The sequence below is a fragment of the Mycoplasma leonicaptivi ATCC 49890 genome, from assembly GCF_000622205.1.
In the GTDB taxonomy this organism is placed as follows: Bacteria; Bacillota_I; Bacilli_A; order Mycoplasmatales; family Metamycoplasmataceae; genus Mycoplasmopsis; species Mycoplasmopsis leonicaptivi.
Genome location: NZ_JHWE01000009.1, coordinates 1 through 21,774 on the forward strand (window position 1 = coordinate 1; position 21,774 = coordinate 21,774).

At 24.2% G+C, this 21,774-nt stretch carries 20 protein-coding genes and 2 tRNA genes; 17 read left to right on the forward strand and 5 right to left on the reverse strand.

All coding sequences use genetic code 4. The annotated features are described in order from the left end of the window. Positions 1-264, forward strand: a 264-nt coding sequence (locus tag BU00_RS0100675; protein ID WP_027121052.1) for an integrase core domain-containing protein, incomplete at its 5' end; no start/stop codon positions are given. 171 nt (positions 265-435) lie between these two features. On the opposite strand, the gene BU00_RS0100680 is transcribed toward BU00_RS0100675, so the two are convergent. The 3 genes from BU00_RS0100680 to BU00_RS0100690 are packed head-to-tail and all read right to left on the reverse strand — an operon-like array spanning position 436 to position 2,968. Further along, positions 436-1,020 (reverse strand): hypothetical protein, encoded by a 585-nt coding sequence (locus tag BU00_RS0100680; RefSeq protein ID WP_027121053.1) that lies wholly within the window; start codon positions 1,018-1,020, stop codon positions 436-438. Next, positions 1,010-1,711 (reverse strand): 23S rRNA (guanosine(2251)-2'-O)-methyltransferase RlmB, encoded by a 702-nt coding sequence (gene rlmB / locus BU00_RS0100685; RefSeq protein ID WP_027121054.1) that lies wholly within the window; start codon positions 1,709-1,711, stop codon positions 1,010-1,012. The genes BU00_RS0100680 and rlmB overlap by 11 nt, the downstream gene beginning before the upstream one ends. Before the next feature lie 36 nt (positions 1,712-1,747). After that, on the reverse strand, positions 1,748-2,968 hold the full coding sequence (locus BU00_RS0100690) for a class I tRNA ligase family protein (protein WP_027121055.1): 1,221 nt from the start codon (positions 2,966-2,968) through the stop codon (positions 1,748-1,750). Positions 2,969-3,046: 78 nt separating this feature from the next. Between BU00_RS0100690 and argS the strand changes: the two genes are divergently transcribed. The 12 genes from argS to BU00_RS04390 all read left to right on the forward strand — a co-directional run bounded on the left by argS (position 3,047) and on the right by BU00_RS04390 (position 16,240). Continuing rightward, complete coding sequence (gene argS / locus BU00_RS0100695) at positions 3,047-4,699, forward strand: arginine--tRNA ligase (protein WP_027121056.1); 1,653 nt, start codon at positions 3,047-3,049, stop codon at positions 4,697-4,699. 65 nt (positions 4,700-4,764) lie between these two features. Then, complete coding sequence (locus BU00_RS0100700; RefSeq protein ID WP_027121057.1) at positions 4,765-5,049, forward strand: hypothetical protein; 285 nt, start codon at positions 4,765-4,767, stop codon at positions 5,047-5,049. Positions 5,050-5,064: 15 nt separating this feature from the next. Continuing rightward, on the forward strand, positions 5,065-5,934 hold the full coding sequence (fba, locus tag BU00_RS0100705) for a class II fructose-1,6-bisphosphate aldolase (protein WP_027121058.1): 870 nt from the start codon (positions 5,065-5,067) through the stop codon (positions 5,932-5,934). Between the two features lie 116 nt (positions 5,935-6,050). Then, a complete protein-coding gene (locus BU00_RS04385) occupies positions 6,051-6,674 on the forward strand; it encodes a thermonuclease family protein (RefSeq protein ID WP_051521830.1) in 624 nt (207 codons plus the stop codon). A 102-nt stretch (positions 6,675-6,776) separates the two neighbouring features. Next, positions 6,777-7,007 (forward strand): preprotein translocase subunit SecG, encoded by a 231-nt coding sequence (secG, locus tag BU00_RS0100715; RefSeq protein WP_027121059.1) that lies wholly within the window; start codon positions 6,777-6,779, stop codon positions 7,005-7,007. A 3-nt stretch (positions 7,008-7,010) separates the two neighbouring features. Beyond that, positions 7,011-9,242 carry a ribonuclease R gene (gene rnr / locus BU00_RS0100720; RefSeq protein WP_027121060.1) on the forward strand — a complete coding sequence of 744 codons (2,232 nt, stop codon included), beginning with the start codon at positions 7,011-7,013 and terminating at the stop codon, positions 9,240-9,242. Continuing rightward, positions 9,214-10,002, forward strand: coding sequence for a tRNA1(Val) (adenine(37)-N6)-methyltransferase (locus tag BU00_RS0100725; RefSeq protein WP_027121061.1), 789 nt, complete (start codon positions 9,214-9,216; stop codon positions 10,000-10,002). Before rnr ends, BU00_RS0100725 begins: the two co-directional genes overlap by 29 nt. A gap of 8 nt (positions 10,003-10,010) precedes the next feature. Further along, positions 10,011-11,561, forward strand: coding sequence for a methionine--tRNA ligase (gene metG / locus BU00_RS0100730; RefSeq protein WP_027121062.1), 1,551 nt, complete (start codon positions 10,011-10,013; stop codon positions 11,559-11,561). An 8-nt stretch (positions 11,562-11,569) separates the two neighbouring features. After that, positions 11,570-11,854 carry an antibiotic biosynthesis monooxygenase gene (locus tag BU00_RS0100735; protein ID WP_027121063.1) on the forward strand — a complete coding sequence of 95 codons (285 nt, stop codon included), beginning with the start codon at positions 11,570-11,572 and terminating at the stop codon, positions 11,852-11,854. 1 nt (position 11,855) lies between these two features. Continuing rightward, positions 11,856-12,323, forward strand: coding sequence for a NanQ anomerase/TabA/YiaL family protein (locus BU00_RS0100740; RefSeq protein WP_027121064.1), 468 nt, complete (start codon positions 11,856-11,858; stop codon positions 12,321-12,323). A 14-nt stretch (positions 12,324-12,337) separates the two neighbouring features. Then, positions 12,338-13,705 (forward strand): asparagine--tRNA ligase, encoded by a 1,368-nt coding sequence (gene asnS / locus BU00_RS0100745; RefSeq protein ID WP_027121065.1) that lies wholly within the window; start codon positions 12,338-12,340, stop codon positions 13,703-13,705. A 267-nt stretch (positions 13,706-13,972) separates the two neighbouring features. After that, on the forward strand, positions 13,973-16,240 hold the full coding sequence (locus tag BU00_RS04390; RefSeq protein WP_051521831.1) for a putative immunoglobulin-blocking virulence protein: 2,268 nt from the start codon (positions 13,973-13,975) through the stop codon (positions 16,238-16,240). Between the two features lie 75 nt (positions 16,241-16,315). Here BU00_RS04390 and BU00_RS0100755 read toward each other — a convergent pair. Both BU00_RS0100755 and BU00_RS0100760 read right to left on the reverse strand, forming a co-directional pair. Further along, positions 16,316-16,390, reverse strand: a tRNA-Gln gene (locus BU00_RS0100755). Between the two features lie 3 nt (positions 16,391-16,393). Continuing rightward, positions 16,394-16,477: transfer RNA gene (locus BU00_RS0100760), tRNA-Tyr, on the reverse strand. Positions 16,478-16,566: 89 nt separating this feature from the next. Between BU00_RS0100760 and ligA the strand changes: the two genes are divergently transcribed. From ligA to BU00_RS0100780, 4 genes are read left to right on the forward strand one after another with little or no spacing between them, the layout of a single operon-like run. Then, the gene (gene ligA, locus BU00_RS0100765) at positions 16,567-18,717 is read left to right on the forward strand and encodes an NAD-dependent DNA ligase LigA (RefSeq protein WP_036458752.1); all 2,151 of its coding nucleotides are present in this window, start codon (positions 16,567-16,569) and stop codon (positions 18,715-18,717) included. 40 nt (positions 18,718-18,757) lie between these two features. After that, positions 18,758-19,381, forward strand: a complete 624-nt coding sequence (locus BU00_RS0100770) for a chromate transporter (protein ID WP_036458754.1) — start codon at positions 18,758-18,760, stop codon at positions 19,379-19,381. After that, positions 19,374-20,030, forward strand: a complete 657-nt coding sequence (locus BU00_RS0100775; protein ID WP_027121068.1) for a chromate transporter — start codon at positions 19,374-19,376, stop codon at positions 20,028-20,030. The genes BU00_RS0100770 and BU00_RS0100775 overlap by 8 nt, the downstream gene beginning before the upstream one ends. A gap of 7 nt (positions 20,031-20,037) precedes the next feature. After that, positions 20,038-21,771 (forward strand): GIY-YIG nuclease family protein, encoded by a 1,734-nt coding sequence (locus BU00_RS0100780; protein WP_036458756.1) that lies wholly within the window; start codon positions 20,038-20,040, stop codon positions 21,769-21,771. Positions 21,772-21,774 lie beyond the last annotated feature (3 nt).

The window sequence follows — 21,774 nt, forward strand, 5'->3', positions numbered from 1 at the left end:
CAAGAGTATAAAAAATTAGTTGATAAAATTAATGGAAAAATTTCAATGTCTAGAGTTGGTAATTCCTTAGATAATAGAGAAGTTGAATATTTCTTTTCGATATTAAAAACAGAATGTTTATATTTAAACAAAATAAAGGAAATGACTTTTAAAGAATTAAAATCATTAATTGAATCGTTTATTGTAAAATATAATAATGAAAGATTTCAATCAAATCTTAATTGAAAAACACCTCAAGAAACTTGAAGTGCTTTAAAATTATAATTGTTTCAAATCTGTGTCCCTGTTTATTATTCTCCTAGGTGCTTTTTTAATTTTTTAAAATAAACATATAATTATATATTAAAAATAAAAAAATATTAAAATTGCAAAAAATATGCAGTTTCAATACAAAAAGTGAAATTGAATACACTTTATTTATTTTTATTTTCATTTTTAACTTAGCACATAACTATCTTGCATCTTAATATATAATGAATTATTAAGTTCTTTTCTTTTTGTGTTTGAATACATTGAAACTTTTGTGTTTTTAAAATAATTTTTTAAATATTTAATTTCTTCTTTGTTTAATTTATTTAAAAATTGTTCTCAGTCAAACTTTCACTCATTAGAGCTAATTTCTGATATTTCAGGTGCAAATGTTTCAAAGTCAAAAGCATTGCAAACTGTATCAAAATCAAAATTAAATTGTTTATTCAAAAGCTTATTAAAAAAGTTCAATGTTTGAATTTTTACATAATATCAAAAAACAGGTTCAAAATTATCATATTCTGATAAAATATTTTGCTTAATTAAATAATCAATACAAATTGATAAAAGTCTATTTAAAACCTCATCAAGTTCTAATTTATTTTTATAATGTATTTTAATAATGTCATAAGCAATTTTCCTTAGTCTTAAAAAGTAAAGGTTTTCTAATATTAAGTAAATTCTATTTTTTGTAATTCATTTTTTATTTTCTATTTTTAAGAATTTTTTAGTATCTAAATTTCAATTAGAAATATCAATTTTACCGTTCATTTTTATACTTGTAATCAAAAAGAATTATCCCAGTAGCAACCGAAACATTAAGAGACTGAACTGTACCTGATTGTTTAATATAAACAGTTTGATCGCATACTGATAAAACACTTTTTGAAACACCAACTCCTTCGTTTCCAACTATTAATATTGATGGTGAATTATATTCAACATCAGTGTGTGGGATAGCATTTGAGTCAAGTGTAGTTGCATATACTCAATATCCTGTTTTTTTTAATTTAGTAAGAGTAGCTGATAAACTATTTACTTTATAAAAATTTAAACCAACAAAACCACCAGAAGACACTTTTAAAACAGTTGAATTAATTTCTGCTGATTTTTCTTTTGGAAGAATAACATCTTTTATTCCGCAAGCATTTATTGTTCTCAATATAGCGCCAAGATTATGTGGATCTTGAATATGATCTAAAACAATTATCGTTTTTGGTTTGTTTTTAATAAGGGAATTAACATCTTTATAATCAATGTTGTTTACTTCTAAAATAAAACCTTGATGATTTTCTTTTGTTAATTTATTCATCTCTTGTGTTGTTAAAACTTCAATAGGACAATTTGTTGTTTTAAAATGTTTTATATTTTCTTTGTTAGATAAATATAATTTTTTTGCAGGTAGATTGTTTTTTATAGCATCTATCACTGAATTTTTGCCACACATTAATAATTTTTTCATATTTTCACCTCTTATTTTTCATAATTTTAGTTCTTTTTATAAAAGACCTTCATCAAGTAATTTTTTTCTTAAAATATCTGCATTATAGTAATCTTTGTCTTTCAAAACTGTTTGTCAATTGTTATAAATATTAATAAATTCAAAAAAATCAATTTTACAAAAATCAAATTTTAATGAATTAAATACATTTATTAACAAGTTATATTTAGTAATATTTTTTGTTTTATTTATTTCTTTTATTAAATCGTTAAACATTTTATTAAAAAGAGAAAAATCCCTATTAAATATTGCTTGCATAAATAAATTAAAGTCTTTTTTGTTAAATTCATTATTTTTATCATTAAGTAATGCGTGTTGAAAATAAATTCTTTTTATTTTTCTGTATGTATGGTCAATATTGTTAATTAAATTTTCATCAATATTAATTATGGAAGTAAAACCATTAAAAAGTATTATAAATTTGAAATAGTCACAAGGAAATTGTTTAATAAAATCTTTTGCTAAAAAGACGTTTTGTAATGATTTAGACATTTTTTCACCATTTATATTAATTTGTCCAGTTCTTAGTCAAGTTTTTGTTAAATCATTTTTTGTTACTGCGTAAAATTGAATATTTTCATTTTCGTGGTGTGGAAAGGTTAAATCCATTCCTCCACCATGGAAATCTAAACCTTCATCAGAAAAATGTTTGTAAATAAGTGCTACACATTCTGAATGTCAACCAGGTCTTCCATAAGCAAAAGAAGTTTGAAATTTAACACCTTTATCAGTGTCTTTTCATAACGCAAAGTCAGCAGGATAATTTTTTTTATGATTTAGATTTTCAAAAGACATATTTTCAAGTTTTTGACCAGATACAGTTCCATATTTATCTTTTATTTTTTCAACATTAAATCATACATTATTACCATCTAGGTAAGCAAAACCAGAATTAATTATTTTGTTTATAAATTTATCTATTGTTTTTATATTTTCAGTGACGTATTCAAAATGTGTAACAGTATCAACATTAAATTTTTCTAAGATATCTAAATAAGATTTTGTAAATATTGTTGTTATTTCTTTTTCTGATTTATTTTGTCTAATAGCTTCATTAATAATTTTATCATCCACATCAGTGATATTGTGAACAAAACAAAATTCTTTACCTAAATTTCTCGCTGCTTTAAGAACCAAATCCATAGTTATAATTGGCCTAAGATTACCAATATGAACCTCGTTATAAACAGTTGGACCACATACATATATTTTTAACATAGTTTATATTATAATATTTTTAATTTGTATTATAATTAAATAATTAAATATAAATTATTATACAATTTTGGGGTGTTTATGAATTTAAAAGAAAAAGTTAAAAATAGTATTAAAAACAGTTTAAAAATATTACAAAATCAGGATTTTTTTGATACTGTTTTTGATGTTAATGATTTGTCTTTTAATGTATCAGAACCAAATGTTCCTGATGATTTAAACATAGATCAAGTTAGTTATAATTATTCTACAAATATTGCTTTTGTTTTAAAACAATTTAAAAAAACTTCTCCATTTTTAATAGCTCAAAAATTAGTTGAAGTTTTAAAACAAGACAGTATTTTTTCGCAAATTGATATTGCTATACCAGGATTTATTAATATCGTTATTTCTGATAGTGAATTTATTTCAATTATCAAAAATATTTTATTAAAAAATGATCGGTACGCTTCAAACTTTGTTTTACCTGAAAAAATTAACGTGGAATATGTTTCAGCAAATCCTACTGGTTTTTTACATGTAGGACATGTAAGAGGTGCAGTTTTTGGTGATTCATTAATTCGTATCTTAAAATTTGCTGGTCATAGTGTTGAATCTGAATATTATGTAAATGATGCAGGAAATCAAATAAATATTTTAGGTATATCAGCAATGATAAGATATAAAGAATTATTTGGTATTTTGGAAGAATTACCAGAAGATTCTTATAAAGGTCAAGATATTGTTTGAGCAGCACAAAAAATAAAAGAAAAATTTCAAGATAAATTTTTAAATTGTGATCAGGAAACATATTTAGAATTTAAAAATGAAGTAGTTAAAATATTATTAGAAAAAATAAAATATGATTTAAAAAGATTAAATATAAATATTGATACTTATTCAAGTGAAAAAGATTTGTATAAAAATGATTCAATTAAGAATGTTCTTGAAAAACTTAAACCAAATACATATAAAAAAGATAATGCTTTATTTTTAAAAACAACACAATTTGGCGATGATAAAGATCGTGTTCTTATTAAAAGTGATGAATCCATGACATATTTAACACCAGATATTGCTTATCATCAAACTAAATTAAACAAAGCACAAAAATTAATAAATATTTGGGGTGCAGATCATTCTGGTTATATTGCAAGAATGAAAATAGCAATTCAATGTTTAGGCTATAATCCTGATAATTTAGATGTTTTAGTTATTCAATTGGTAAGGTTGCTTAAAAATGGTGAAGAATTTAAGATGTCAAAAAGAGCAGGAACAAGTGTTACACTAGAGGATTTTTTAAATGTAGCAAGTTCAGATGTTATTAGATTCACAATGTTAACCAGAGAAATAAATAATAAATTTGATTTTGATATTGATTTAGCAAATTCACAAAACCTTAATAATCCTGTTTATATAGTTCAATATTCATATTCTAGAACGGTTTCATTATTAAAAAATCTTGTAACTCCAAATTTAGAAAAAGATGTTCTATTTACTTCAAAAGCAAAAAAAATCTTATTGCATCTTAATGAATTTCAAGATATTTTAAAAACGATTGTGCTGACTTCAAAAGTTAATTTATTGAGTCAATATTTACTAACATTAGCTAATTTATTTAATAGTTTTTATGCAGAAACAAAATTATTAAATCACAAAAATGAATCAGAGTATGCAGCATTAGTTAAAGTTACGCAAATAGTTTTAAAAATAGGTTTAGATTTATTAGGTGTTTCTGCCCCTGAAAGTATGTAAAATATCTATTAAAAAAACAAAATTTGTTATATAATAAAAAAATAAGTTTTTAAAGAAAGGTTTATATGAAAAATATTACAATGTTAGAAGTGGCATTTGCTATTGTTTCACAAAATGCATCGCAAAGATTTACTTTTAACGAAATTTTTGATATAGTTGAAAATGATTTAAAAGAAGATTGGATTGAAAAATTCATCAATAATAATCAAGAAAAAACAGCAGAAGGCATTCCTTCTCTTACATATGAAGATGTTCGCTTAAATAAAATTGGTGAGTTATATCGTCTTTTAACTGTAGATAAAAGATTCCAGAGAAATATGGATGGAACTTGAGAATTAAAAATTCAATAAATTAAGGAGAAAATTATGGCATTAGTAAACGCAAAAGAAATGTTAAAAAAAGCAAAACAAGGAAAATATGCAATTCCTCATATTAATATTAATAATCTAGAATGAGCAAAAGCAGCTTTATTAACTGCTGAAGCAGAAAAATCACCAATTATTATTGCAACAAGTGGTGGAGCATTAAAGTATATGGGCGGATTCGAAACTGTTGGTGGAATGGTAATGGGTTTAATTAAAGATTTAAACATTACTGTACCAGTTGCTTTACATTTAGACCACGGTTCATATGAAGAAGCAAAAAAAGCAATTCAATCAGAAGCATATACTTCATTAATGTTTGATGGATCACATTTTCCTTTTGAAGAAAATTACACAAAAACAAAAGAATTAGTTGAATTGGCAAAACTTAAAAATATGTCTTTTGAGGCTGAAGTTGGAACTATTGGCGGAGAAGAAGATGGAATAGTTGGTGATGGTGAGTTTGCAGATCCAGAAGAAGCAAGAAAAATTTCAGCATTAGGTATTGATGTTTTAGCTGCTGGTATTGGTAATATTCATGGACCATACCCAAGCACATGAGAATCACTTAATTTTGATAAATTACAAGAAATTTCTAATTCAGCTGGTATTGGTATTGTTTTACATGGTGGAAGCGGTATCCCAACAGATCAAATTCAAAAAGCAATAAGTTTAGGTGTTACAAAAATTAATGTTAACACAGAATTACAACAAGCTAATCATAAAGCTTTAAGAGAATTTATAGAAAAAGGCGAAGATCTTAAAGGAAAAAACTTTGATCCACGTAAATTATATAAACCAGGGTTTGAAGCAATGTGCGAAACAGTTAAGGCAAAAATTTATGAATTTGGTTCAAATAACAAAGCATTTTAATTTTTATAAATAATTTTAGTAAAATCACTAGTAATATTCATTACAAGTGATTTTTTATTTTTTACAAAAAATAAAAAAATATTGCTGTATATTCTTAAAAAAATTAATAATATTATATGAGAAAAAAGTTTTTCAAATTTTTAAGTTTAGTAATATTTGCACCTTTTTGTTTTTTAGTTAGTTGTATAAATGAAAATAATTTAGTTGAAAATAACAATAACTTTACTTTAAATAAAGAAAATATCCAAAATAATCACAAAGTAATTGAAGTGTTTGATGGAGATACTTTTTTAACTGTTTATAATCAAAAAAACTATAAAATAAGACTTTATGGGGTAGATACACCTGAAACACTAAAGGTAGATAATATAAATAAAATAGCCAAATATGAAAACTATTATGCACAAAAATCAAAAAAATGATCAAAAGAAATTATTAAAAAAAATAATTTTTTTATTTCTCTTAATTTTATTAATAAGGATAAATATAACCGCGATGTTGCTATGGTTTATTTAAATAATGAATTTGATATTAAAAAATCTTTAAATTATTTACTGGTTTTAAATGGTTTAGCAAGAGTTTACTATATTGAATTCTTTAACAAAAAATCAATTTACTATACTAAAAATAAATTTCAACAAGAAGTTTATTTAAACCTTATTGAAGCTCAAAACATTGCAAAACAAGAGAGAAGAGGTTTGTGACAAAATAATTTAAAAGATGTTTTTTATAAATTTTAACTATATTTCGAAAGTAAGTATTTAGCACATTTATTAGTTATTTATTTAATAAAAATACCGCAAAATATGGTATTATTATTAAATAAATTAAAAGGGGATTATATGACTGCTTTTTCAATAATTTTAATTATTATAAGTGTTTTAATTATTATTGTTTCTTTTTTAATGTCACCGGATTCAAATGGTTTTTCAGGAGCACTTGTAGGTAGTGGTGATTTAGACTTATTTAAAGTATCAAAAGAAAGGGGATTTAAAAAAATCTTAAAATACACAATGATGATTTCAGGTTTTATTCTGATAATATGTGCTATTTTTATTAGAATTTTTGCATAGTTTATGACAGAACAAAAATTAATTGAATATCTTTCTAAGTTTTCTTCAAGAAGTTTTTTAGATATCGCAAAGCATTTTAGAATATCTCCAACAAATAACAAAAGTTTAACAAGTTTATTATCCGTTTTACAAAAAGAATACAAAGTTTTTAAAAATAATAAAGATGAATATTATGCACCAGTACTAAAAGAAGTTGTTACTGGTGATTTAAATGTTTCAGCAAAGGGTTCCTTTGGTTTTGTAGATTATAATATCGATGAGGTTAATAATACAAAAGAAAGTATTTTTATAAAAAACTTTAATTTTAATACAGCATTACATAATGATACTGTTAAGGTTAATATCTACACCAATCCAGTTCTTAAAGATGAAGCAAAAAATGAAGGTGTTGTTGTTGAAATTGTTTCACGAAATACAGTGCAAATTGAAGGTTTTATTAAACAAAAAAATCAACATACATATTTTGTTCCAGCAGATCAACGTATGCAAGGTTTTACTTGAACCATTTTATCATCATTAGTTAATACTAAATTAAATGATTTAGTTGTAGCAAAAATTATTAAATATGAACAAAAAAATATCTTAATCCAGGTCGAAAGAGTTATAACTAATGAAGCTGATCCAATGGTTTATGTCAAATATTACTTAGAGCATATTAAAGCACCATTAGTGTTTCCTTCTGAACTTAAAAAAGAAATTAGCAATATTCCAAAAGATATTCAAAATGAGAATATTAGTTCAAGAAAAGATTTAAGAAATCGATTAATTGTGACTATTGATGGTAATGACACAAAAGATTTTGATGATGCAATCTATGTTGAAAAACTACCAAATGGTAATTTCTTGCTTGGTGTTTACATTGCTGATGTTTCTCATTATGTAAAAGAAGATACAGAAATAGATAAAGAAGCCCTAAAAAGAGGGACAAGTATTTATTTAGTTGATAGAGTGATTCCGATGCTTCCAGAAGAGTTATCTAATGGTATTTGTTCTTTAAATCCAAACGAAGATAGATTTGTATTAGCTTGTGAAATTGAAATAGATAAATATGGAAATACAGTCAATAAACAAGTTTTTGAAGCAATTATTGAAAGTAAGTACAGATTAACATATCAACAAGTTGATCATTTTTATAAAACTAATAATTTAGGTAATGCCGAAAAAACTTCTTTATCTTTTGAACTCAAAAATATGCTTAATGTTGCTAAAGAATTAAGTTTAATTATACATAATTTCAAAATTAACGAAGGATATGTTGATTTTGAAATTGTCGAACCAAAAATTAAATTAAACGATGATGGAAGTGTTAAAGAAATTCAAATCAACAAAAGAGGATTTTCTGAAATGCTTATTGAAGATTTTATGGTTCGAACAAATGAAACAATAGCAAGGTTTTTATTTGATAATAAAATACCTACTTTATACAGAGTTCATGATGTTCCTGATGATTTAAAACTAACTAATCTAAAAAATACTTTAGATGTAATTAATGTAAAAACAAAAAAATTAAATCCTAATCACCTTTCTCCAAAAGAATTTGCTAACTTTGTAGATGGTATTAAAGAAGCAAGAAATGATGATTTTATTAAATTAATGTTTTTAAGAACTATGCAAAAAGCAGTTTATTCTGAACATAATATTGGTCACTTTGGTTTAGCATCTGAATTTTATTGTCATTTTACAAGCCCGATTCGTAGATACCCAGATTTAGTTGTGCATCGCGCTATTCGCGATTTTATAATCAAGAAAAAATATGATAAATTATCTGATTTTACACAAAAAATTTCAGTTTATTCAGATTTAAATACAAAATCAGAGCAAAAAGCAGTTCAAATGGAAAGAAATGTTAATGATTTGAAATTTGCAGAGTATTTAAAAAATCAAATTGGAAAAACTTTTAGAGTACAAATTTTAAGTGTTTTAGCTTTTGGATTCTTTGTTGAATTTGATTTTAAAGCAAGTGGTTTAATTCACAAAACTAATATTTTTGATGGTAACTATGATTTAAATGAAACTGCAACAAAATTAATTGGTGAAAAAAGAAGTTTTTCATTAGGTGATTATGTTGAAGTAGTAGTAGTTGGTGTTGATTTAGTTGAAGGAAAAATTGATTGTGTTTTATTAGACCAATATGAGACATATTTAAACAAAAAGCAATCACCAAAAATTCATAAGAACACAAATTTTAAAAAAGAGAAAAGAAAAAATGATAAACCAAAAAGAATTAAAAGATAGAAATATTAAAAAAAACTCTTTAGGTTTTGATAGCGGATTATATATATATCAAGACAAAGATATGTTTAATTATTCAGTTGATACTATTTTACTTGGAAACTTTATTTATTTAAATAAAAAAATTAAGCACACTCTTGAAATTGGAACAAACAATGGTGCACTTTCAATTTTTGTTGCTGATAGAAATCCAGACTTAAAAATTGATGCAGTAGAAATCCAAGCAAAAGCATGTGAATTAGCTAAATATAATATTTTCTTAAATAATAAGCAAAATCAAATAAATATTATCAACCAAGATTTTAATGATTATTGAAAAGAATACATTAAAAAACCTCACAAAAAATATCAATCTATATTTTGTAATCCTCCGTTTTATTTAATAGATAAAACAAAAACAAAACAAATAATATCCCATGAAATGTTAATTGCCACGCACGAAAGCGCATTAACACTTAGTGATTTAATATTAGGGTGTTCAAAAATAATAGAGCAAAAAGGGTTTTTAACAATGGTTTTACCAATCGAAAGGTCAGTAGATGTTTTTGTTGAATTAAGAAAATATAATTTTGAACCAAAAAGAGTTCAATATGTTTTTACAAGATTAACCGAAAAAGCTAAATTTATTTTAGTTGAATCACGTTTTCAAACAGGATGAGGAACACATTTTTTAAAAAATATTTATTTGCACGATCATAAAAATAAGAATAATCATGATTATCTACCAGATGTTAAAAAGTTATACAAACCAATTAAAGTATAAGGAGAAAAATGAAAAAGTTTTATATTACAACACCTATTTATTATGCTTCTGGTAATCTTCATATTGGACATCTATATACTACAACACTTGCATGAGTAATAGCAAATTATAAGAAAAAACAAGGTTATGATGTAAGAATGTTGACTGGTAGTGATGAGCATGGTAACAAAATTAATGAAAAAGCATTAGAACAAAATAAAACTCCACAAAAATTAGTTGATGAAATATCACAAAAATTTATCCAGATGTGAAAAGATTTTGACATCAATTACACTTATTTTTGAAGAACAACAAATCAAATTCATAAAAATTCTGTTCAAAAGATTTTTTCATTTTTCTTAAATAAAGGATACATTTATAAAGATAAATATGAAGGTTATTATTCAGTAAGTGATGAAGAGTTTTTAACTCTTTCACAAGCAATTAAAAAAGATGGTAATTACTACCATCCAGTAAGTATGAAACAACTTGAATATGTATCAGAAGAAAGTTATTTTTTTGCTATGGATAAGTTTATAGATTGGTGAAAATCATATATAAGTACGCATAAAAGTTTTTTATGGCCAAAAAAAACTGAAAACGAATTAATTAAAAATTTTATTGATGAAGGTATTCAAAATTTATCAGTCACAAGAACAAAAGTTAAATGAGGTATACCTGCAAAAGAAGATATTAATCATACCTTATATGTTTGACTTGATGCTCTTTGTAACTATATAACAGTTTTTAACTTTGATGTTGATAATTATCAAAATAATAAAGATTTTAATGATTTTTGAAATTCAAATGATGCAGAAGTTGTACATATTTTAGGTAAAGAAATTTCAAGATTTCATATGATTTATTGACCAATATTTCTTCAGGCACTTGGTTTAAAACAACCATCAAGGATACAATCACATGGCTGAATTTTAGATGCACAAGGTAGAAAAATGTCTAAATCACTAAATAATGTAGTTGATCCATATGAATTATTAAAAAAATATCATCCTGAAATGATTAAATATTTTTTAGTTTCACAAATCAATATTGGTGAAGATGGTCTTTTTGATGAAAATCGTTTTATAGATGTTATTAATTCTGAACTTATTAATAATTTTGGCAATTTAGTTTCGAGAACTTTAAAAATGAAATCTAATGTTTTTAATTATGAATCATTAAAATACTATCAAACAAATGATAGATTAGATTTAGAACTTGAAGACAAAATTACAAATTCTCTAAAAGATTTTATTTTTGAATTTGATAACTACAGACTTGACAAAGCGTTTAAGGTTGCTATTAATTTATCTAATTATTTAAATAAATACATTGATGAAACAAAACCATGAACATTATCTGAACAAAGAAATAGATTATCTGAAATCTTAATAAGATTATTAAATGGTATTTATGCTGTTGCATCATATTTAGAAATAGTGTTACCAAACAAAATTAATGAAGTTAAACAAGCACTTGGTGTTGGTGAATTAAACTTTAATTTTATTTCTGACTTTAAGAAATTTGACAATACCTTACAACAAAAAGAATTTATCCTGTTTACAAGGATTAAAAAATAGGAGTAAAAATGATTTTTTCGAAAACAACTAGATATATTATAAATCCTGAAAAAATTAAAGGTTTTATTGATTATTTATATATTTTTACACAAAAAACAAGAATGCAAGAAACAAATTTATCTTTTGAATATGGTCTTGAAGGAAAAGATAGAATTGTTGTAATTGAAAGGTGATCGACAAGACAAGATTATGAAAATTTTATTAAAATCGATGAATATAACAATGAAATAAATACTATTGCTAAAATGGCCTCAAGAGTTCAAACACTTTTTGAATTAAATTTAGAAAGGTAAAATGGTTTTTGATTATATACATAATATTCCTAAATATAAAAGTGAATACCCACAACTAAATAAAGCAATGGAATTAATGAAAGATTTTAATTTTAAAAAACTTGATTTTGGTGTTTTAGAAATTGATGAAAATATTAGAATAATAAAAAGAAAATATTCAGAAATAGAAGAATTTCAGAATTTACAATGAGGCGAAGTTCACAAGGAACATATTGACATTCACATATATGGTGGTCAATCAGAAGAAATATTTAGAGTAAATTTAAAACCTTTTTCAGTAATGAATGATGTGTTATGAAGTGATGAGAAAAATGATGTCATGTTTATGACTTCTTCAAGAAGTAACAGCTATATTCATTTAAAAAAAGATACTTTTGCAATATTTTTTCCAGGAGAATTACATTGCCCAATTATAAAAAACAAAAAGAAAAAAGAAATAACTAAAATTATAATAAAAATAAAAGTTTAAATTAAGGAGTACAAATGGAAGCAGAATTAATTAAACACATTTTATTAAAACCAAATTTTTATGATGGATGAAATAATGTTTTAATAAACGGTTGAGTTCAATCAAACAGAGGAAATAAAAAAATTAGATTTATCGAAATAAATGATGGTTCTACAATTTCAAACTTACAAGTTGTTTTTAAGGGAGAACAATTTGATTTTGATTTATTAGATCAACTTAAATTAGGTTCTGCTATTGTTTTAAGAGGAAAACTTAAAGCAACACCAGAAGCAAAACAGCCAATTGAATTGAATTGTAGTGAAATATTATTAAGAAAACCAGTTGATGAAGATTATCCAATTCAAAACCAAGAGATTAAATTAGAAACACTTAGAGAAATTCCTCATCAAAGACACAGAACTAATATACTTAAAGCTGTTATGTTAATAAGATCAACTCTTGCTCATGAAATTCATAAATATTTTATTAACAAAAAATTTCATTATATGAATAGTCCAATTATTACAAGTAATGATGGTGAAGGTGCAGGTGAAACATTTAATGTTTCAGACTCGAACATTAATTCAGAACCCTTTTTTGGTAAAAATAATAAAGCAACACTAGGTGTAACAGGACAATTACATGGTGAGAGTTATGCACTTGGGATGCAAAAAATATACACTTTTGGGCCAACATTTAGAGCAGAACGTTCAAACACTAAGAGACATTTAGCAGAATTTTGAATGATTGAACCAGAGATGGAATTTTATGATTTAAATCAAACAATTAATTTAGCAGATGATATGCTTAAGGTTGTTATAAGAAATACAATTGCTCAGCATAAAGAAGAATTTGAATTACTTGATAAATATTCACAAAATACATTATTAAATAGATTAAATCATTTTATAAATACTCCCTTATTAACAATTGATTACAAAGATGCTATAAATGAATTAGAAAAAGCAAAAGATATTTTCGAAGAAAAAAATATTTATTTTGGTTTAGATTTAGCATCAGAACATGAAAAATATTTAACTGATGTTGTTTATAAGTCACCAGTTGCTGTAATAAATTTTCCAAAGTCATTTAAAGCATTTTATATGAAACAAAATAATGATAATCAAACAGTTGCGTCTTTTGATCTTTTGGTTCCTGGTATTGGTGAACTAATTGGTGGAAGTCAAAGAGAATGTGATTATGATAAATTAGTCACAAGAATAAAAGAGTTAAATATTGACCAAGATGATTTACAATGATATTTAGACCTAAGAAGATTTGGACACGTTATGTCTTCCGGATTTGGTATTGGTTTTGAAAGATTGGTAATGTATGTAACTGGTATGGAAAATATTAGAGATGTAATACCGTATCCAAGAACAACAGGAAATATCAGAATGTAATTTTCAATATTAAAATATTAATAAATTAGGTAAAATCAAACAATTTATTATAAAAAATAATAATTACAAACATAAATCCAAAAAAATAAGATTTTTAGATTGTGTTTGTAATTTATTTTTAAGTCTATAATTAAGCTTTAAAAATACGATTTAAAAATTTTTCATATTTTGAATTAATAATTCAAGCATTAATTAGTAAAAATTAATTTTATATTAAAAATGATATAATAAAATAAATATTTATATAACTTATATAAAGGAGTTTTTATGATTATGAGTAAGAAAATGCGTTATATGCTAGTTATATATTCTGGTGCAACATTAACAGCTGTAACAACTGGTTTATTGTTGCAAAAATCATTACCAGAAAGTAAGGAGAGTTTTAGATTTTTTGGTGATACAAATAATAATCTTGAAAACAAAAATAACTTAGATTTTAACAGTGCTTTTTCAGGTTCAAAAGATATTAATATTAAAGAAATTATTAAACCAGAAGAAAAAATAGAACCTATTAAAGAGCAACCAATAGTTCCAACACCACCAGCAAAACCTAAAGAAAAACCTGCTCCAAAACCTGAACCAATCAAAGAACCACCAATAGTTGCACCACAACCTCCAAAAGAAAAACCAAAAACAGAAACTAAAACAATTAGAAAAGCTATTGAAGTTCCTGGATATCCGCCAATTATAGCTGATATAGTTGAAGTTCCAGAAAGACAAGATTTAAGAAGTGATATTGAAAAAGGTATTGTTAATAGAGTTAAATATAAGGCAGAAGTTGCTCCTGATTTTTCTAATGTCCAAATAACATCAGAGCATGAAAAACAATTAGTTGAAAATGCTAAATCTGGTGTAGGTTTTGCGCTTAGAAATGTTCCAAAAATTCATCTTGAATATTTTTCACCAACAACAAAACATGCGGATAATATTGGTATTATAAGTCAAAACCCAGATGCGTGAGTAAATCTTATTTACAAATTTAGCAGAATTTTAGCAAATGGTGATAAGATTAGAGAATTTTTAACCGAAGAAGGTCAGAGAGAATATCCTAAATTAAGAGCTATTAAAGGTGAATATGAACATTATATTCGTGGAACAAAGCATATTATAAAAGTTTCTGATTTAGCAATAATTAGATATATTGATACATCTAAATTTACTGAAACAACAGAAGAAAGTAAAAATTATTTAAGACAAGGTTATACTGTTGATAAAGATGATAGAAATGCTTATATTGACGAAAACGGGAAAATAGGTACACATGCCTGATCACCAATAGTAAATAAAGTTACATCAGAGTTGTCAAGAAATAACTATGAAAAAAGAGTTTTTGGTTGAAAAGAATACTATAATAGATCAGGTTATTCAATTGAAGAAGGTGAATATCCTGGTTGAAACAAAAGAAATGTTACTGATGAATATTCGAAATACAATGTTTCTTCAAGCGATGGGATAAAAGTCGAAAAATTAACAAGACAAACACCTGATCCTAAATTACGTAATGATGGTATAGTTGTAACATTTGATGCTGCAAATAGATCAGGATATCAAAAAACACTAAAATTTATTAAAGATTTAGAAGCTGCAAATGAGCCAATAACTGGTTATAGAATTAAGAATATTGGTAAAACAGAAGCTAATCAAAATTTTGATGAAATTTTTAAAGCTTTACCAAATAAATTACCTCTTCTTGAACTATTCTTTGAATCATATAATACATCTGCTCTTCAATACTTAGAAGATAAAGAAATTGATGAATTGGCATTATATACTTCTGGTAATACACACGCAGAAGAATGAGCACTTAATCCATGAGCAACAAAGGGTGTCGCTTGAATTAATACACAAGATTATAACAGTTCATTTGATTATGGACGTGGTGTAGTTGTTTTTACAAGAATTTCATTTAATTCATTAGCCTTTAATGCAAGAAATTGAATTAGCAAGCAAGATTTACACAAAATTAATAACGGTTTAAGAATGGCCTACTTTGTTAGAAATAATGAGCGTGCTTTTCAAGGTAGATTTGGTCCAGGATTAAAACCAGATAGAGATTCTGGCGGCAATAGTTATATGACAGGACTTGACCTATCAGATATTCCTCAAATTAAATCACTTAGAGGTTTAATATTTTATGATGAAGAAAAAGGAAAAGGAGCAAATTTACGTAAATTAACACGTTTAGTTTTACATAATAGTTCTGAAACATTTGAAATTGATAGTGATGAAATGAATAAAGCGCAATTTGCAGAAATCATTGACACAAGTCCTTATCAAATGCCAAAAAGTAAAATTATTTTTAGTAACGGAAAACAAACTAAGAAAATTAAAATTACACCAACACAAAAAGATCATGGACTTAATGCAACGGGTGCACAAAATCTAAGAACACTTTTAAATTATTCTGATAATACATTTAATAGTTCAACAGAAATAATTGTTCCACAAGATGCTTCTATTTTATTACAATCACTAAAGGCTTATGGTTTTAATGCAAGAGTTGAAAATGATTTAGATTCATTCCAAGAGTTATAATAAAAAATATTCGGTTTATAACCGAATATTTTTGTTATAGAACTAAAAATAATAAAAATCACCTTTATGGTGATATGGCTGCCCCAGTTAGATTCGAACTAACGCGTGTCGGAACCAAAACCCGATGCCTTACCGCTTGGCTATGGGGCAAAATGGTGGGGGGAGAGGGATTCGAACCCCCGAATCCTAAGAAAGTGGGTTACAGCCACCCGCATTTGGCCGCTTTGCTATCCCCCCATATTTTGCTTTTATATTATAACACAATATTTTTTTAAAAAATAAAAAAATATAAAAAATTCATAATAATAAAATGTTAAAATATATCAATGAAACCAGAAGTTCAACAATTATATAATACACTAAAAACACAAATTAACCAATGAAATAAAGAATATTATGATTTAGATAATCCAAGTGTATCAGATTCTGAATATGATTTAAAATATCAAGAACTTTTAAGGTTATGTGAAAGCTTTCCAGAATTACTTCAAGATGTTAATAATCCTGTTCACAATATAGGTGCAAAGTTAAATAATTTATTTGAAAAAGTAACACATAAAAAACCTATGCTTTCTTTAAATAAAGCATATTCAAAAGAAGATTGTTTTAAAAATTATAATGATATTTTAGAATCACTACCAAACAAGATAAGACCTACATTTTCATTAGAACCTAAAATAGATGGTTTATCTATTTCATTGATTTATAAAAATGGTTATTTAAAAAAAGGTATTACAAGAGGGAACGGAAAAATAGGTGAAGATGTTACAGCCAACGTTTTAAGAATTAAAAGTATTCCTAAAAAAATTAATTTTTTAGATGATATTGAAATAAGGGGAGAAATATTTTTATCAAAAAATAATTTTTTAAAATTAAATCAAGAAATTGAAAAAGAAAATCAAAAAATAAAGGAATTAAACAAAAAAAATCAAAAATCAAAAAAAGAAATATCTTATTTTGCTAATGCAAGAAACGTTGCTTCTGGTACATTAAGACAAAAAACAAATCCTGATTTAATTTCAAAAAGAAACCTTGATGCATTGCTTTATGATATTGTTGATGCATATAAATATAACATTTTTACTCAGGAAGAAGTTTTAATGTTCTTAAAAAACAATGGTTTTATGACGCATAATATTCATTTTATTACTAATAATTTTCAAGAGTTGTGAAATAAAATATCATTTTTTGGAACAATTAAAAATACATTAGATTATGATTGTGATGGTTTAGTTTTAAAATTAAATGAAATTGAATTTTGAAATTCCTTAGGAAGTACCTCTAAATTTCCTAAATACGCTTTTGCTTATAAATATGAAACTGAAGAAAAAACTACACAAATTAAAAATATATTTGCAACTGTTGGACGTACAGGTAAAATTACTTATGTTGCAGAAGTACAACCGATTGAATTAAACCAAACAATTGTTTCAAACGCAACGTTACATAATTATGATTATATAAAGAATTTAAATATTAATATTGGTGATTCTGTTTTAATTATAAAATCTGGTGAAATAATACCTAAAATAATAAAATTAGAAATTAAAAATTCTGATTCTGTTTTTGAAAAAGTTGAAAAATGTCCAAGTTGTGGTTCAACATTAGTAGAATACAACGATATAGTTGATCAATTTTGTGAAAATCTAGAATGTAATGATAAAATAATTAATAAACTTAGTTTTTTTGTTAGTAGAGATTGTTTAAATATAGAAAATTTAGGTCAAAAATGAATTGAAGCATTTTATAATGTAAATTTAATTAATAAAAATATTGAATCAATTTTTGAAATTACAAAAGAAAAACTTTTAAATTTTTCTTTAAATGAAAATATGACAAAACTAAACGAATTAAATTCAATAGAATTACAAGATAAAGAGACTCGAAAAAACATAAAAGCAAAAATTAATAACCTCAATAAAACTATTAAAGAAATTAATGAAGGTAAATTATCAAAACAATATATTAATATTTTAAATAGTATAGAAAAATCCAAATACACAAATTTATCTAATGTAGTTTTTGCCTTAGGTATAAAAAACATTGGTAAGCAAGTTGCAGAATTAATTGTTAGCAAGATCTCAAAGTTAAGTGATTTGTTAACTATTAATATTAATGACTTTATTAATATCGCAGAAATTGGACCAAAAATTATTGAGTCAATAAATGATTTTATTAGTCTTGAATCTAATAAAGAAACATTAAAAAAACTTGATTCTTACTTAGTTTATAAAAATGAAATACAACTTAGTTCAAAACTTAAAGATTTAAAATTTGCTATTACAGGTACTTTATCTAAGTCAAGACATGAAATTATAGAAATTATCAAATCCAATGGTGGCATATATTCTTCTTCAATTTCAAAAGATGTTAATTATCTATTATGAGATGAATTGTCTGATGGTTCGAAAATAACAAAAGCAAAAAAATTAAATATTAAATTAATAAATGAAAAGGAATTTAATGAAATGTTATAAAATATAGAATTTTATTCTATATTTTACATTTTGATTTTTTATGAAAATAAAAGAAAATAAAACAAATAAACAAAAAATAATTTCATTAGCAATAATTTGATTTATTATAAAGATAACATTTATAGGTTTTGGTGGTGGAAACGCATTAATGCCAGTTATTAAAAAGGAAGTTGTTGATAAGAAAAAATGGTTTTCTGCTTCTGAATTTGATCAAATTGTTATAGTCACAAATATGTTACCAGGTGCTTCTGTTATACAAACAATATCTTATATTTCAATTTCTTTGCTTGGAAAATTTAAAGGTATCCTTGTAACGCTTTTTGCTATTTTGCCTCATGTTCTTTTTTCTTTTGCTTTATTATTATTAATAAATTATCTAGATTTAAAATATATAAAAATCATCTCTGTTGGTGTTTTAGTTTCTATTATTGCTTTTTTATTAGAATTTGGTTATCGATACATTAAACAATCAAATCAAGGCATTAAAACACCTATTTGATTAATAATTTTTATTTTTTCCTTTGCATATTGTATCTTTATACCCGCTCCTTATAATTTACCAGTTGTAGCTATTGTTTTAGTTTTAGGACTTTACATAATTTTATTTTTTGTATTTAAAAAGAAAATAAATATAACAAAAAATAAAGAGGTAAAAAATGATTAGTGCTTTTTTAGTTTCGATACCTTTTATTATATTTATATCGCTTTCGGTTTTTGGTGGTGGACAAGTTTTTATGCCCATTTTTAAGTGGCTATGAGAATTTTTAGCAAAAAGTTTCGATGCTAAAATAGACAATGATCTAATTAATAAGATTTTTACGGTAGCCAATTCAACACCAGGTGTTGTATCTACAAAATTTGGTTTTTATACTGGATATATAGTTGCAAATGGTGCTTGATGAGGTTATGTTGCAATGTTTATAACATATTTAATATTTTGCTTACCAGCAATTATGACAATGTTTTTAGCAATGAAATATGTTAAAAAATTTAAAAGTAACACACTTGTAAAAAATATGTTAATTTTAATGAAACCTATCGTTGCTGGCATTATTATCTCTTTAGCAGTACAACTTTTTATTAGTATTTATTGAACTAATTTTGAATTCAATAAAGGTATAGATAAATATTTTTTAATAAATAAAGAAACAAATTCAATTTTTATAGGTTATAGAAATATATTATTAAAAATTTATGTACCAGTAGGTATTGTTATATCTTATTTTTTAGCAAGAAAAAAATTTTCATTATTTATTATAATTATTATTAATATTGCAATTTCTTTATTTTTATTTGCAATACCTTTTGCATAGAGGGAAAATGAAAAAAGATATTTTATTTAATCAAATTGAAAATGAAATCAAAGATAAACCAGGTGTTTATTTATGAAAAGATAAAGATAAGAAAATAATATATATTGGTAAAGCTAAAAAACTAAAAAAACGTATGAAACAATATTTTAAAGGAAGTATTAACTCATATAAAACTAATACAATGATGTTGGATATTGATAGTTTTGAAGTTTTTTATACAGAAAATGAAAAAGATGCTTTCTTATTAGAAGAAAATTTAATTAGGCAATATCAGCCAAAATATAATATAGATTTAATATATAGCGGGGGAAATCCATATATTAAAATCTTTATAAATAAAAATATTATTGATTTTAAGAAAGTAGAAAGATTGCCAAAAAAGATTAATAAAGAAAATGAATATTTTTTTGGTCCATTATTTAAAGATGATCATCATTACGCTTTTATTGATTGTGTCAAAAGTATTTTTTTGTATAAAGAAGGCTTACCACTTTGAAACCTTTCTGATAATGAAATTAGAAATATTTTTCAGAATATAATTTTAGCATTTAAAAATAAAAATAATTTTTTTAAAAAAAAGTTATATCTTGAAGAAGAAAAGTTTTGCAATCTTTTTGACTTTAATCTTGCACAAAAATATAAATTAGCACAAGAGTTTCTTCAAAATTGTAAAATACCACAAGTAAGTGAACTTAAAAGATACCAAAGTATTGATTTTTTTGAATTTGATCAAGAAAAGAATGCTTACTTTGTGTCATACCGAAAATATCGTTTTGGGGCAACTTCTGAATTTAATAATTTATATTTTTTCTTTGATGGTTTATTAGAAGAGTTTATTGAAAATTTTCTTAATAAGTATTATAACAACAATGAAATTCCTATTAATATTGTTTTAAATAATGAAATAAATAATTTAGAATTAAATTTAAATACGAAAATACAAAATTTAATTTTATACCCTAAAATAGGTACTTTTAAAAAAATTCAAAACAATATAAAAGTTAATCTTATAGAAACAAAAGAAAAGTTTTTAAAAGATAATAAAACAAGAATTAATTTATTTACTGAACTAGAGCAAAAATTAAATAAAACACAATTATCAAAAATTACAATTTTTGATAATTCGTTTGAATCTAACCAAAAAGGTGTGGGTTCATATTATACAATTTATAAATACAGTAATAAGGTTTCTAAAAATAAATATTCATTAGAAAAGTATTTAATTAATTATTCAGTGAATGCAGACATTTATTATATGTATTACAATGTATTGCATTATATAAAATATAATGGTGTGCAAGAAAATGAATTATTTATTGCAGATGGTTGACATATGCAAATTAAAGAAGTTAAGGAATCGCTAAAAAATTTTAATTTTATTAATCCGGTCATTGGTTTAGTTAAAGATAATAAACACAAAACTAAATATGTTATAGATGAATTTAATAATGTAATTGAATTGTCAAAAGAATCATTTAACTTATTAGCAAATATGCAAGTTAAGGTTGATAATGTTGCTAAAACATATTTTCAAAAAAAACAAGAAAATAAACTATTTTTAACATCTTTTTTAAATATAAAAGGTATAGGTCAAAAAACCGAACAAAAATTACTTGATTATTTTCAGACCTTTGAAAATATTAAAAATGCTACCATTGAAGAATTAGAAAAAGTTGTTTCACTTAAAATAGCAAAACTTATTTTTGATACCTTTTCAAATAACAAAAACAACAAAATTTAAATT